This window comes from Enterobacter sp. MEB024 (genome assembly GCF_030209635.1).
Lineage (GTDB): Bacteria > Pseudomonadota > Gammaproteobacteria > Enterobacterales > Enterobacteriaceae > Enterobacter > Enterobacter ludwigii.
The window spans coordinates 323,994-337,459 of sequence record NZ_JARVRQ010000002.1 but is presented as its reverse complement, the minus strand read 5'-3'; the positions used below and the strand labels follow the sequence as shown (position 1 = coordinate 337,459).

12 protein-coding genes are annotated in these 13,466 nt (G+C 56.0%); 9 read left to right on the top strand and 3 right to left on the bottom strand.

Going from position 1 to position 13,466, the window contains the following annotated elements; translation table 11 throughout:
• Nucleotides 1-31 precede the first annotated feature (31 nt).
• The 3 genes from QRN24_RS03870 (at nt 32) to QRN24_RS03860 (ending at nt 3,236) form a co-directional block, all read left to right on the top strand.
• Nucleotides 32-1,114, top strand: a complete 1,083-nt coding sequence (locus tag QRN24_RS03870) for an HlyD family secretion protein (RefSeq protein WP_014169974.1) — start codon at nt 32-34, stop codon at nt 1,112-1,114.
• On the top strand, nt 1,111-2,490 hold the full coding sequence (locus tag QRN24_RS03865) for an efflux transporter outer membrane subunit (protein WP_138013814.1): 1,380 nt from the start codon (nt 1,111-1,113) through the stop codon (nt 2,488-2,490). Before QRN24_RS03870 ends, QRN24_RS03865 begins: the two co-directional genes overlap by 4 nt.
• 86 nt (nt 2,491-2,576) lie before the next feature.
• Entirely contained in the window at nt 2,577-3,236 is a 660-nt protein-coding gene (locus QRN24_RS03860; protein ID WP_020884214.1) for an O-methyltransferase, read from the top strand.
• Between the two features lie 43 nt (nt 3,237-3,279).
• Here QRN24_RS03860 and hrpA read toward each other — a convergent pair whose 3' ends face one another.
• Nucleotides 3,280-7,182, bottom strand: a complete 3,903-nt coding sequence (hrpA, locus tag QRN24_RS03855) for an ATP-dependent RNA helicase HrpA (protein WP_032678113.1) — start codon at nt 7,180-7,182, stop codon at nt 3,280-3,282.
• A 205-nt stretch (nt 7,183-7,387) separates the two neighbouring features.
• Here hrpA and azoR point away from each other — a divergent pair, with 205 nt between their 5' ends.
• Both azoR and QRN24_RS03845 read left to right on the top strand, forming a co-directional pair.
• On the top strand, nt 7,388-7,993 hold the full coding sequence (azoR, locus tag QRN24_RS03850; RefSeq protein WP_284942359.1) for an FMN-dependent NADH-azoreductase: 606 nt from the start codon (nt 7,388-7,390) through the stop codon (nt 7,991-7,993).
• Between the two features lie 96 nt (nt 7,994-8,089).
• Nucleotides 8,090-8,773, top strand: coding sequence for an RluA family pseudouridine synthase (locus tag QRN24_RS03845; protein ID WP_284942358.1), 684 nt, complete (start codon nt 8,090-8,092; stop codon nt 8,771-8,773).
• Between the two features lie 7 nt (nt 8,774-8,780).
• On the opposite strand, the gene QRN24_RS03840 is transcribed toward QRN24_RS03845, so the two are convergent.
• The gene (locus QRN24_RS03840; protein ID WP_014169968.1) at nt 8,781-9,320 is read right to left on the bottom strand and encodes a DUF2058 domain-containing protein; all 540 of its coding nucleotides are present in this window, start codon (nt 9,318-9,320) and stop codon (nt 8,781-8,783) included.
• Between the two features lie 171 nt (nt 9,321-9,491).
• On the opposite strand from QRN24_RS03840, the gene QRN24_RS03835 reads away from it, so the two are divergent.
• Nucleotides 9,492-10,466 (top strand): DUF1852 domain-containing protein, encoded by a 975-nt coding sequence (locus tag QRN24_RS03835; protein ID WP_151712626.1) that lies wholly within the window; start codon nt 9,492-9,494, stop codon nt 10,464-10,466.
• A gap of 26 nt (nt 10,467-10,492) precedes the next feature.
• Entirely contained in the window at nt 10,493-11,521 is a 1,029-nt protein-coding gene (locus QRN24_RS03830) for a methionine synthase (protein WP_025204256.1), read from the top strand.
• A gap of 3 nt (nt 11,522-11,524) precedes the next feature.
• On the opposite strand, the gene QRN24_RS03825 is transcribed toward QRN24_RS03830, so the two are convergent.
• Nucleotides 11,525-12,457, bottom strand: a complete 933-nt coding sequence (locus QRN24_RS03825) for a LysR family transcriptional regulator (RefSeq protein ID WP_284942357.1) — start codon at nt 12,455-12,457, stop codon at nt 11,525-11,527.
• Nucleotides 12,458-12,556: 99 nt separating this feature from the next.
• Here QRN24_RS03825 and QRN24_RS03820 point away from each other — a divergent pair, with 99 nt between their 5' ends.
• Together QRN24_RS03820 and QRN24_RS03815 are read left to right on the top strand one after the other, a co-directional pair.
• Entirely contained in the window at nt 12,557-12,991 is a 435-nt protein-coding gene (locus QRN24_RS03820; RefSeq protein WP_025204258.1) for a DMT family transporter, read from the top strand.
• Between the two features lie 4 nt (nt 12,992-12,995).
• Complete coding sequence (locus QRN24_RS03815) at nt 12,996-13,466, top strand: DMT family transporter (RefSeq protein ID WP_244047963.1); 471 nt, start codon at nt 12,996-12,998, stop codon at nt 13,464-13,466.

The following is a 13,466-nucleotide window of genomic DNA, read 5'->3' as shown; positions in this document are numbered from 1 at the left end:
TGAATATGAAAATGATTTCTCTGGAGATGTTATGAGTCAGCAGGATGCCGCTAAAGAGCAGGCCAACACCCGTAAAAATGTCCGTATCGTTTCGGTTTTCACCGCGGCGGCAATCGGTATTGTCGGCGTACTGGTGATCCTCTACGCCTGGCAGCTACCCCCGTTCACCCGCCACTCGCAGTTTACTGATAATGCCTACGTGCGCGGACAGACGACCTTTATCAGCCCGCAGGTTAACGGCTATATCACTGAGGTGAAGGTGCAGGATTTCGACCGGGTCAAAAAGGGCGAGCTGCTGCTGCAGATTGATGACCGTATCTACCGCCAGCGGGTGCATCAGGCCGAAGCGCAGCTGGCGATGAAGATTGCTGCCCTGAACAACAACCTGCAACAGCGCAAAAGCGCCGAAGCGGTGATCGCCAAAAACGAAGCGGCTCTGAAAAATGCCCGCGCCCAGAGTCTGAAATCCCAGGCGGATTTGAAGCGCGTGAAGGACCTGACGGCGGATGGTTCACTGTCTATCCGTGAGCGCGACGCCGCGCTGGCAAGCGCAGCCCAGGGCAGCGCCGACATTGATCAGGCGAAAGCCACGCTGGAAATGTCGCGCCAGGATCTGCAAACGGTGATCGTCAATCGCGGCGCGCTGGAGGCGGATGTGGAAAACGCCAAAGCGGCGCTGGAGCTGGCGCAAATTGACCTGCAAAACACGCGCATTGTGGCGCCACGCGACGGCCAGCTTGGTCAGATCGCCGTTCGTCTGGGAGCTTACGTTACCGCCGGAACCCACCTCACCACCCTCGTGCCGCCTCAGCACTGGGTGATCGCCAATATTAAAGAGACGCAGCTGGCGGAGCTTCGGGTGGGTCAGCCGGTGAAATTCACCGTCGATGCGTTAAATGATAAGGCCTATCAGGGCCGCGTGGAGAGTATCTCTCCGGCAACCGGCGTTGAGTTCAGCGCCATCACGCCGGATAACGCCACGGGTAACTTTGTCAAAATTGCCCAGCGTATTCCGGTGCGAATTGAAGTATTGGGTGACCAGGAAGCCTATCAGCTTCTGCGTCCGGGCATGTCGGTGCAGGTGACCATTGATACGCGGGAGGCGAAGCAATGACCCTTCGCCCGATAGCCGTTCTGATGATCATGACCGTGCTGGCCGGTTGCCAGTCGGTCGACGTGAAACCGGCGCAGCCGTCGCTGCACATCCCCACACAATGGCGAGCAACAGCAGGCCCGGCAAGCCCTGCAGAACAGCTCTGGTGGCGTAATTTCCACGACAATAATCTGAACCGCTATGTGGACCTGGCGCTTAAGAACAACAGCGACGTGCTGATTGCCCGCGAACGGATTAACGAGTATCAGGCGCGGGTCTACGCGGCCGACGGCAGCCTGTTTCCGTCGCTGGATGCTGGCGTCACGGGCACCCGCGCGCGGACACAATCTGCTGCCACCGGTCTGCCGATCTACAGCAGCCTGTATAAAGGCAGCCTCACCGCCAGCTATGATGTCGATATCTGGGGCGTAAACCGCAGCACCGCGAATGCGGCTGAAGCCTCGCTGGACGCGCAGAAAGCCGCGGCGGCGGCGGCAGATCTTACCGTGGCGTCCTCGGTCGCCTCCGGCTATATCACCCTGCTGTCCCTCGATGAACAGCTTCGCGTCACCCGCTCCACGCTGAAGTCCCGGGAAGAGGCATTCACTCTCGCTAAACGCCAGTTTGAAACGGGCTACAGTTCACGCCTGGAGCTGATGCAGTCCGACTCCGAACTGCGCTCCACGCGGGCGCAGGTTCCCCTGCTGCAGCATCAGATTGCACAGCAGGAGAACGCCCTGAGCCTGCTGCTGGGGAGCAACCCGGGCGAGGTCGCGCGCAGTGAAAGCTTCGCGGCCCTGACGCCCCTGACATTGCCCTCGCAACTGCCCTCCTCGCTGCTTAATCGCCGTCCGGATATTGTGCAGGCTGAAAAGCAACTGGTTGCGGCTGATGCCTCGCTTGCTGCCTCTCGTGCCAGCCTGCTGCCGTCGATCAACCTGACCGCAACCGGATCAATACAGGATCGCACGCTCTCCGGCTTACTCGACAACCCGCTGCAGCTCTGGAGCGTCGGCGGCAGCATTCTTGCTCCGCTGCTCAACCGCCAGGCGCTGAACGCACAGGTGGATATTTCGCAGTCCCAGCGCAACCAGGCGCTTTACAGTTATGAAAAAACCGTCCGTAACGCCTTTGCCGAGGTCAATAATAGTCTTGATGCCATCACGCGCTATCAGGAACAACTGACGGAGCTGCTTGCCCAACAAGATGTGGCGCAAGAGACGCTGCGCATAGCGCAAAACCGCTATCGCAACGGCTATTCGTCGTACCTGGATGTGCTGGATGCCCAGCGCACGCTGTTCTCGGTACAAACCAGCGTCGTGCAGGTCAAAAACAACCTGCTGCTGGCGCAGGTTGATTTGTACAGAGCACTGGGCGGAGGCTGGAGCAACGCGTGATCTGATACCCCAGGCCCTCTCCGGCATGGAGAGGGCGAAAACCGGATCGCAGCGCAACCCGGTGTTTGCCACTCAGGAGTCAATCTATGCAACAACAGTGGTCTGCAGTCGATAATTACATGATCTCTTCACTCATTCCCGAGGATGATATCCTCCAGCGGGTGCTGGAAAACAACCAGCGAGCTGGTTTACCCGAACACGATGTCGCGGCCAATCAGGGGCAGCTGCTGGCGCTTTTTGTCCGCATGACGCAGGCACGGCGGATCCTTGAAATCGGCACGCTGGGCGCCTACAGCACTATCTGGATGGCGCGTGCGCTGCCACCTGACGGGAAGTTGATCACCCTCGAAGCGGACCCCATCCATGCCCGTGTTGCACGTCAGAATATCCAATTGGCGGGGCTCAGCGATCGGATTGAGCTCATTGAAGGCCCGGCGCTGTACTCTCTTGAACACATCGGTGATATTCCGCCGTTCGACCTGATTTTTATCGATGCCGATAAGCCAAACAATCCGGGGTATCTGGAGTGGGCACTGTACTACTCACGCCCGGGAACGCTGATCGTCGGGGATAATGTGGTTCGGGACGGCGAAGTGATTAACGCGCAAAGCGACGATGCCCGCGTACAGGGCGTCAGACGATTTATTGAGATGATCGGGGATAACCCGCGCCTGACGGCGACCGCGCTACAAACGGTGGGCAGTAAAGGATGGGATGGCTTTACCCTGGCCGTGGTGAATCGCTAAACGCAGATGCCCTCTCTCACAGAGAGAGGGCGAACACCCGACGTTACGCCGAAATCTGCTCCATTGCCTGCAAAATACGCTTATCCGAAATGGGATACGGCGTACCGAGCTGCTGGGCAAAGAAGCTGACGCGCAGCTCTTCGATCATCCAGCGGATCGCCTGCACGTCTTCATCGTCACGGCGCGCCGGCGGCAATTTGTTGAGCCACTGCTGCCATGCCTTCTGCACGCTTTCCACTTTCAGCATCTGCGCGCGGTCACGATGCGGATCGATAGCCATTTTCTCCAGACGTTTTTCGATCGCCTGCAGATAACGCAACGTATCGCCAAGGCGCTTGAAGCCGTTGCCGGTAACGAATCCACGGTACACTAACCCGGCCATCTGCGCTTTCACGTCCGACAGCCCCAGCGCCATGGTCATATCCACGCGCCCTTTCAGGCGTTTGTTGATATTGAACACGGTGGTGAGGATCTGCTCGACCTGTTTCGCAATGTCGACCACGGTGTCGTTCAGTTCTGCCCTGACTTTCTCATGCAGTACCGCAAACTCCGCTTCTGACCAGACCGGACCGCCCGCCTCGTGGATAAGCTTGTCTACGCCACAGGAGATGCAGTCGTCAATCAGATCCAGCACTTTACCGTACGGGTTAAAGTAGAGGCCAAGCTTGGCTTTGTTCGGTAACTTCTCGTGCAGATATTTAATCGGTGACGGAATATTAAGCAGCAGCAAACGACGCAGACCACGCCACATCATCTGCTGTTGTTCCTGTGGATTATCAAAGAGTTTGATGGCCACGCTGTCACGCTCATCTACCAGTGCAGGCCAGGCCTTCACCCTGTAGTTGCCGCGTTTTTGCTCGTAGCTTTCCGGAAGCGCGCCAAAGCTCCAGATGTGCAATCCGCTCTGCTCGATACCGTCATCAGCCACCGCAGAAAGCGTCTCCTGGACTTTACCTTTCAGCGCCTCTTTCAGTTCGGTCAGCGATCGGCCTTCCTGCAGCTTTTTGTTTTTGTCGTCCACCACGCGGAAGCTGATTTTCAGGTGATCGGGCACCTGATCCCAGTGCCAGTCGTCGCGGTCGACGGTTACGCCCGTCATGCGCCTGAGCTCACGCTCCAGCGAATCCAGCAGAGGCAACTCCAGCGGCGTTACGCGGCCTAAAAACGCTTCGGCATAGTTTGGCGCAGGCACAAAGTTACGACGCACCGGTTTTGGCAGCGATTTGATCAGCGCAATCACCAGCTCGCGACGCAGCCCCGGAATTTGCCACTCGAATCCGCTCTCTTCGACCTGGTTTAGCAGCGGCAGCGGAATGTGTACGGTGACGCCATCCGCATCCGCGCCCGGCTCAAACTGATAGGTCAGGCGCAGCTTGAGAGAGCCCTGATGCCAGAAGTTCGGGTAATCGAGTTTGCTGACCGACTCCGCTCCCTCTTTGATCAACATGCTCTTTTCAAAGTTGAGCAGGTCCGGGGTCTCTTTGCTGGCCTTCTTCCACCAGCTGTCGAAGTGGCGGGCAGAAATCACATCGTGGCTGATACGCTGGTCGTAAAACTCAAACAGCGCCTCGTCGTCGACCAGAATGTCGCGGCGACGGGATTTATGCTCAAGCTCTTCCACTTCGGCACGCAGTTTGAGGTTTTCACGGAAGAACGCATGACGCGTCTGCCAGTCGCCCTCCACCAGCGCGTGACGAATAAACAACTCGCGGCACAACGCGGGATCTATCTGGCTGTAGTTAACCTTGCGCGCGCCAACCACCGGCAGACCGTAAACGGTCACTTTTTCGGTCGCCATCACCGCGCCCTGCGCGCGCTCCCAGTGCGGTTCACTGTATGAGCGCTTCAGCAGATGCTGGGCAACAGGTTCAACCCATTCAGGATCAATGCGCGCCGCAATGCGGCCCCACAGGCGGCTGGTTTCCACCAGTTCGGCCACCATGGTCCATTTAGGCGGTTTCTTGAATAAACCGGACCCCGGGAAGATGGAGAAACGGGCGTTACGCGCCCCGGTATACTCCTGCTTGTCGGCATCCTTCATCCCGATATGGGAGAGCAGACCGGTCAGCAACGCAATGTGAATTTCGCGGTACTCCGCCGGTTCACTGTTAACCGGAATGCCCAGCTCTTTCACCACCTGACGCAGCTGCGTGTAGATATCCTGCCACTCGCGCACGCGCAGATAATTGAGGAAATCGACGCGGCACTGGCGGCGGAACTGGTTCGACGACAGCGCTTTCTGCTGCTCGCCGAGGTAGTTCCACAGGTTCACAAAGGCGAGGAAGTCGGACTCTTTATCGTGGAACCGACGGTGTTTTTCATCAGACGCCTGCTGCTTGTCCATCGGACGCTCGCGCGGATCCTGAATCGAGAGCGCGGAGGTAATGATCATCGCTTCACGCACACAGCCGTGTTTCTGTGCTTCCAGCACCATGCGCGCCAGCCGCGGGTCAACCGGCAGCTGGCTGAGCTGACGACCCAGCGGCGTCAGTTTGTAGGCGCTAGCCTGCTCGTCGGTGGTGATGGCACCCAGCTCTTCCAGCAGGCGCACGCCGTCCTGAATATTGCGCTTGTCCGGCGCTTCGACAAACGGGAACGCGGCGATGTCGCCAAGCCCTAGCGCAGTCATCTGCAGGATGACCGACGCCAGGTTGGTGCGCAGAATTTCCGGGTCAGTAAACTCCGGTCGCGACAGGAAATCGTCCTCGGAATAGAGGCGAATACAGATCCCTTCCGACACACGGCCACAGCGGCCTTTACGCTGATTAGCGGAAGCCTGAGAAACCGGCTCAATTGGCAGGCGCTGCACTTTGGTGCGGTAGCTGTAGCGGCTGATACGCGCCGTACCCGGGTCAATCACATATTTGATGCCCGGCACGGTAAGCGAGGTTTCCGCCACGTTGGTGGCGAGCACAATACGACGTCCGCTGTGCGGCTGGAACACGCGGTTTTGTTCGCTGTTTGACAGGCGCGCATACAGCGGCAGAATTTCGGTATGGCGAAGATCGCGCTTGCTGAGGGCGTCAGCGGTATCGCGGATTTCCCGTTCGCCGCTCAGGAAAATCAGAATGTCGCCCGCGCTTTCATTTCCCAGCTCGTCGACGGCATCAAAGATGGCCTGCAGCTGGTCGCGCTCGGTATCGTCCGCGTCTTCCACTATCGGGCGATAGCGCACCTCCACCGGATACGTTCGGCCAGAGACCTCGATAATCGGCGCATTGTTGAAATGCTTTGAGAAACGCTCCGGATCGATGGTGGCGGAGGTGATGATAATTTTCAGGTCCGGGCGACGCGGTAACAGTTCTTTCAGATACCCGAGCAGGAAGTCGATATTCAGGCTGCGTTCGTGCGCTTCATCGATAATGATCGTGTCGTACTGCATCAGCAGACGATCCTGCTGGATTTCCGCCAGCAGAATACCGTCAGTCATCAGCTTGACCATGGTGTTATCGCTAACGTGGTCGCTGAATCGCACCTTATACCCAATGCAGCCGCCGGGCTGCGTTTGCAGCTCTTCGGCAATACGGTTCGCCACGGTACGCGCCGCCAGACGACGCGGCTGGGTGTGACCAATCAGCCCTTTCACCCCACGCCCCAGCTCCATACAAATTTTCGGCAGCTGAGTGGTTTTCCCTGAACCGGTTTCCCCTGCGACAATCACCACCTGGTGGTCGCGCACGGCGTCAAGAATGTCCTGTTTTTTCTGACTGACCGGCAGGTTTTCCGGGTAGGTAATCTCCGGACGTGCGGCTTCGCGCAGCACGACTTTCCCTGCCGCCTGTTCAATCTCTTTGGCCATCTCCTGATAAATGGCCTGTTGTGCATCAGGATTTTTAACCTTCTTCACCCCGTGCAGACGGCGGGCGAACCGCTGTTTATCACGCAGCATCAGTGAATCAAGCTGTTGCAGGAGCATCGGGAAGGTTAATTTTTGTTGTTCTGTCATAGCGTTAACGGGCAGTGCACTGCCGGGTAAAATCTCTTTTTAATGATTGCTATAGAGTATCACATTGGCGCTTTGAGTGCCTTATTCAAAAAATTCGAACATAGACTTCGATATATTGCGCTATCCCTGCGACAGGATTGTGAATAGAGTGTCAACAAGCAACGGGGCAACCCCCTTCAATCAAATGCAAAAACAGGAATCACCCATGAGCAAAGTATTAGTATTGAAATCCAGTATTCTGGCAGGGTACTCACAGTCTGGTCAGCTCTCTGACTACTTCGTTGAACAGTGGCGTGAACAGCATTCTGCTGATGAAATCACCGTGCGTGACCTGGCTGCAAACCCGATTCCTGTGCTGGATGGCGAACTGGTTGGCGCGCTGCGTCCAGGCGACGCTCCCCTGACGCCACGTCAGCAGGAAGCCCTGGCCCTCTCTGACGAGCTGATTGCTGAACTGCAGGCGCACGACGTTATCGTGATCAACGCGCCAATGTACAACTTCAACATCCCTACTCAGCTGAAGAACTATTTCGACCTGGTTGCCCGTGCCGGCGTAACCTTCCGTTACACTGAAAACGGTCCTGAAGGTCTGGTGAAAGGTAAGCGTGCGATTGTACTGACCAGCCGTGGTGGTATTCACAAAGACACCCCAACTGACCTGGTTGCACCGTACCTGACTCTGTTCCTGGGCTTCATCGGTATCACCGACGTGAATTTCGTGTTTGCTGAAGGTATTGCCTACGGCCCGGAAGTTGCGAGCAAAGCGCAGACCGACGCGAAAGCCGCTATCGACAGCCTCGTAGCCGCTTAATCATCCCCCTCTCACCGCCTGGTGGGAGGGTTTCTTTCTGTCCCCGCCGCTAAAAATTCGCTATCATCCGCACCCACTCTTCTGTCGGACCGTCTGATGTCTGAGATTATAGATTCCTTTATTGCCCCACCGTGTCACGACGAGATCGAGATCCTCTGGCAGGACGAACATCTGGTCCTGATTAATAAGCCTTCCGGTCTGCTCAGCCTTTCAGGCAAAAATCCGCAAAACCGCGATTCAGTGCATTATCGACTGGTACAGACGTTTCCCGGCTGCACGCTGGTGCATCGTCTGGATTTCGGTACATCCGGGCTGATGGTGATTGCGCGCAATAAAGCGATTAACGCCGCCCTCTGTCACCAGTTTAGCCAGCGCGCCGTGCGAAAGGTATACAGCGCCCTGCTTTGCGGGCATGTGGAACACGACGAGGGCGTGATTGATGCCCCGATTGCTAAAGGTCCGGCGCTGTTCCCGCTGATGTCGATTTGTGCAATTACCGGCAAACCCGCACGCTCACGCTATCAGGTGATGGACCGGTTTTATGATGCGGCACTGCCGTTGACGCGGGTCAGACTGACCCCGGAGACCGGGCGAACCCACCAGCTGCGTCTTCACTGCCAGCAGTTGGGCTACCCTATTTTAGGCTGCGATCTGTATGGCGGTCTTGCACTGCCGGGCACCGAACCGATACCGCGACTGATGCTGCACGCCAGCGAGCTGGATTTTGTGCATCCGGTGAGCGCAGAGGCAATTAACGCCCGTCACGCCGCACCGTTTTAAGCGCGACTTACCACATCAAATCGTCAGGAATTTTGAAATCTGCGTACGGATCGTCTTCATCCTGCTCTTCCTGACTCAGGGCGCTGTTTAACACGATACTCTCGGCATCGCGCTGGGCGATTTTATCGGCCACCACTGCCGGGATAATCGCATAGTCGCAGTCGCCATTGGCATTAATCACCAGACGCGCAATCGCCAGGCGGCCATTGATCAGCTGGGCCTGCGTCTGCTTGTCGACCTCGATTTTTTTGATGAGATTGCCGTCGGTAAAGTTAAAGGCGATGGTGCCTCTGGTCACGGTGATGCGGTTCATTTCGATCAGCTGCTTGACCTGCGCTTTAAACTCTTTCGCCAGCGTCGCCTGCTTCTGCTGCTCGCTCAGCTGCTTGTCACGCTCGAGCTGCGCTTTTTTATTCTCTTCTACTGCTTCCCTTGCTTCACGGGCCTGAACGCGCGATTTCTTGGCCGTGCGCTGAACTTTAGCCATCTTTTTACTGCTGACTAAGCCTGCTTTCAGCATCTGCTCTTGTAGGGTGAGTTTTGTCATGATCGTTTCTAAACCGTGTTGAAATTTTGGGGATTATACCTGGAAAGGCGCTGTTCATGAAGATAGCTCATGTTGCAGTGAAATTAAGTCACTTCCCCTCCGTCACGGGCTCAGGCATAAATTATGCATTGGTAACTTCTTAGCAACAAGAACTTAGGATGTATAACGACGATGAGTAATGCTTTTACATTTAGCCTTAAGCGTAGTTGCTTTGATGAAAATTATAACCCTTCAGAAAATACGCGTACCACCACCAACTTCGCCAACCTGGCCCGTGGCGAAAAACGCCAGCAAAACCTGCGTAATACGCTGGTGATGATGAATAACCGTTTTAACGCGTTAGCGCGCTGGGATAACCCAAAAGCCGATCGCTATGCGCTCGAACTGGACATTATTTCTGTGGATTTACATATCGGCGCTGAGAAGCCCTTCCCGGCCATCGAAATATTGCAAACAACGATCGTTGATAAAAAGACCCATGAGCGCATCGACGGTATCGTTGGAAATAATTTCTCGTCCTATGTCCGCGATTATGATTTCAGCGTCTTGCTGCCGGAGCACAATAAAAATCAGTCCCGCTTCGCGATCCCGGATAATTTTGGTGAGCTGCACGGCACTATTTTCCGGCATTTCGTTAACTCACCTGAATACAAAGAGAACTTCAAAAAGGCACCGGTGATCTGCCTGAGCGTCTCCAGCAAAGACACCTACCGCCGCACGGGCAACCAGCACCCGGTACTGGGCATCGAGTATCGTCCGGACGGTACATCCTTAACCGAGCAGTACTTCGGGAAAATGGGTCTGCAGGTTCGTTACTTTATGCCTGAGAATAGCGCAGCGCCGTTTGCGTTTTATTTCACCGGCGATTTATTACGGGATTACTCCAATCTGGAGTTGATTAGCACCATCAGCACCATGGAGACTTTCCAGAAAATTTATCGCCCTGAAATTTACAATGCGAACTCGACAGCCGGAGAATGCTACCAGCCCGATCTGAATCATGAGGATCATTCATTAACAAAAATTGTTTATGACCGCGAAGAACGCAGCCGGCTGGCAATTGAACAGGGCAAATTTACGGAAGCGTATTTCATCAAGCCCTATAAACCTCTTCTTGAGCAGTGGTCAGGTCACAACACGCTTTAATTAATCAATAATAAAGGTCTTCTACTATGAAAACATTGCTCCCGACTTCAACGGCTGGCAGTTTGCCTAAGCCAACCTGGCTTGCGCAACCCGAAACGCTCTGGTCGCCATGGAAATTGCAGGATCAGGAATTACTTGCCGGTAAACAGGATGCGCTGCGTTTATCTCTGGATGAGCAGATCCGTGCGGGCATTGATATTGTCAGCGACGGCGAACAGACTCGTCAGCACTTCGTCACCACCTTTATTGAACATCTCAGCGGCGTTGATTTTGAGAACCGCCAGACCGTGCGAATTCGTAACCGCTATGACGCGAGCGTGCCGACCGTGGTGGATGCCGTCGCGCGTCAAAAACCGGTGTTCGTTGATGACGCAAAGTATTTACGTCAGCTCACGGATAAACCGATCAAGTGGGCTCTGCCCGGCCCGATGACCATGATCGACACCCTCTATGACGCTCACTATAAAAGCCGCGAAAAGCTGGCCTGGGAATTTGCCAAAATTCTCAACCAGGAAGCGAGGGAGTTAGAAGCGGCAGGCGTTGATATCATCCAGTTTGATGAACCGGCCTTTAACGTGTTTTTTGATGAGGTGAACGACTGGGGTATTGCCGCGCTGGAACGCGCCATCGAAGGTTTGCGCTGCCAGACCGCGGTCCATATCTGCTACGGGTATGGCATCAAAGCCAATACCGACTGGAAAAAAACGCTCGGTTCAGAATGGCGGCAGTATGAAGAAGCCTTTCCTAAGCTGCAGACGTCCAATATCGACATCATCTCGCTGGAGTGCCACAACTCCCGCGTACCGATGGACCTGCTGGAACTGATCCGCGGCAAAAAGGTGATGGTGGGTGCCATTGACGTGGCGACCAATACCATTGAGACGCCAGAGGAAGTGGCCGATACGCTGCGTAAAGCGCTGCAGTTTGTCGATGCCGACAAGCTGTGGCCATCAACAAACTGCGGGATGGCCCCGCTCTCACGTCAGGTAGCCAACGGAAAGCTCAACGCCCTGAGCGCCGGCGCCGACATTATCCGTAAAGAACTCGGCGCGTAATCGCTACGTCTGCCAGTAAGGCGGGGTGCCGAAAAGCGCCACGTAATGATCAATCACCGCCCTGACGTTCAGGGGCGGATGACGGGCGTGAGGATAGATCACCGCAATGTTCAGCGGCTCGGTGTTTATGGCGCACTCCCGTTCCGCGAGGAGTGCGACCAGTTCCCCCTTCTGCAGTCTGTCGCCAATCAGCCAGTCCGGAAACAGCACGATCCCCATCCCGCCCAGCGCGGCAATGAGCAGCGACTCCGCATTATTGGAGGTCATCAGCGGCACTACGGGGTAATGCACCCAGGCGTCCCCCTGACCTCGCACCAGCCAGCGATTGGGACCTGACGACCCGCGGTAGACCAGGCACCGGTGGCGACTGAGGTCATCCGGCCCGTCTGGCACGCCGTGTTTTCGCAAATAGTCCGGCGACGCGGCCAGATGGTAACGCTGCTGGCCAAAAACCCGCGCGTGAAAGGTTGAATCCGTCAGCATGCCGATGCGAAAGATAACGTCGGCGGCATCTTTGTGCGGGTCGATAAAGTCATCGGTCAGCGTCAGCTCTATATTCAGCCGGGGATACCGCGCCGCCAGTGCAGGCAGGCCAGGGGCAACGTGTCGCTGCCCAAAGTACACCGGGCCATTTATGCGCAGCGTCCCGGAAGGCTCCGTCGAACGCTCATCCAGCTCCCGACGCGCCTCCTCCAGGCTTTCCACCATCGCTCTGGCGTAGCGGATAAAAAGGTGGCCGCTTTCCGTTGGGATCACCGCCCGGGTATTACGATAGAAAAGTTGCTGGCCGAGCGCGTCCTCAAGCTGATGGATAACGCGTGAAACCTGCGAGGCAGACATCCCCTCCCGCCGGGCGACCAAAGAAAAGTTTTGCGCTTCGTAAACCGCAATAAAAACCCGCAGCGAGCGGATATTCATATTTCCGGCATCAACCATTAGTGCATTTCCTGCAAAGGTGTTTCCTGCATTATGGCATTTTTCTCATCGATGTTCAGGGCTAGTCTGTTTCGCCTTCAGAACGTAGAGATAATGAATATGCAATGGATGTTAATTTTACTGGTTATTCTCGGCGGCATGGGCCTCTCCGTAGAGGCTGGCTTGCTGGGGCCACTGGGTGGGGAAGTCGGCGATTTATGGGCCACGTTCAGTATTTTCGGTACAGGTGCCGCGCTGACGTTTCTGCTGATGCTGTTTTTCAGCCCGCGTAACAGCCCGTCGTTTTTCGCACAGCCCGCATGGCAACTGCTCGGCGGCGTACTCGGGCCCGTTTACGTCGTCATTTTGACCCTCGCCACGCCGGCCATCGGCATTGCCCTGACGATGATTGGCATTCTGGCAGGTCAGGTCTTTAAGAGTCTTATCATTGACCACTATGGGTTGCTGGGCACCACGCCCAGAAAGATTAACGGTAAACGCATCATCGCGCTGCTTTTCATCATTGCCGCGCTGGTTCTGGTTGCACAGGGGTAACAAAATGACACTGATTATGATTATGTTGGCAGTGTGTGGCGGTGCGACGCTGAGCATCCAGGCCGCCATCAACGGACAGCTGGGAAGCAGCGTGGGCGTCTTTAAAAGCGCGTTTCTGACGTTTTCCGTTGGTGCGCTGGTCACCGCCCTGCTGATCTTCTTCTTTGAACCCAAACAGGCCGTTACCCTGATGGACGTGCCCAAATGGCAGTTGCTCGGTGCCCTGTTCGGCGTGCCCTACATTGTGATAATGGTACTGGCGGTACAACGTATCGGTACCGCCGTCGCCACGGTCGCGGTGATCTTCGGCCAGCTCACCATGAGTATGTTGATTGACAGCTTTGGCTGGCTGGGTAACGCCGTCATTCCGTTTTCGCTGAGCCGTCTCGGGGCCATCGTCTGCCTGGCCATTGCGCTGATCTTCATCTACCTCAGCAGCAAAACCCCCGCCGAACCGGCACCCTGGAGCGAGTAA

Bases quoted from the DNA above. Each gene is read 5' to 3' on its own strand.
- QRN24_RS03845 (WP_284942358.1), top strand. From the start codon at position 8,090: ATGTCTGAGATTATAGATTCCTTTATTGCCCCACCGTGTCACGACGAG.
- QRN24_RS03820 (WP_025204258.1), top strand. From the start codon at position 12,557: ATGCAATGGATGTTAATTTTACTGGTTATTCTCGGCGGCATGGGCCTC.
- QRN24_RS03840 (WP_014169968.1), bottom strand. From the start codon at position 9,320: ATGACAAAACTCACCCTACAAGAGCAGATGCTGAAAGCAGGCTTAGTC.
- QRN24_RS03870 (WP_014169974.1), top strand. From the start codon at position 32: ATGAGTCAGCAGGATGCCGCTAAAGAGCAGGCCAACACCCGTAAAAAT.
- QRN24_RS03830 (WP_025204256.1), top strand. From the start codon at position 10,493: ATGAAAACATTGCTCCCGACTTCAACGGCTGGCAGTTTGCCTAAGCCA.
- QRN24_RS03815 (WP_244047963.1), top strand. From the start codon at position 12,996: ATGACACTGATTATGATTATGTTGGCAGTGTGTGGCGGTGCGACGCTG.
- hrpA (WP_032678113.1), bottom strand. From the start codon at position 7,182: ATGACAGAACAACAAAAATTAACCTTCCCGATGCTCCTGCAACAGCTT.
- QRN24_RS03825 (WP_284942357.1), bottom strand. From the start codon at position 12,457: ATGGTTGATGCCGGAAATATGAATATCCGCTCGCTGCGGGTTTTTATT.
- azoR (WP_284942359.1), top strand. From the start codon at position 7,388: ATGAGCAAAGTATTAGTATTGAAATCCAGTATTCTGGCAGGGTACTCA.
- QRN24_RS03865 (WP_138013814.1), top strand. From the start codon at position 1,111: ATGACCCTTCGCCCGATAGCCGTTCTGATGATCATGACCGTGCTGGCC.
- QRN24_RS03860 (WP_020884214.1), top strand. From the start codon at position 2,577: ATGCAACAACAGTGGTCTGCAGTCGATAATTACATGATCTCTTCACTC.
- QRN24_RS03835 (WP_151712626.1), top strand. From the start codon at position 9,492: ATGAGTAATGCTTTTACATTTAGCCTTAAGCGTAGTTGCTTTGATGAA.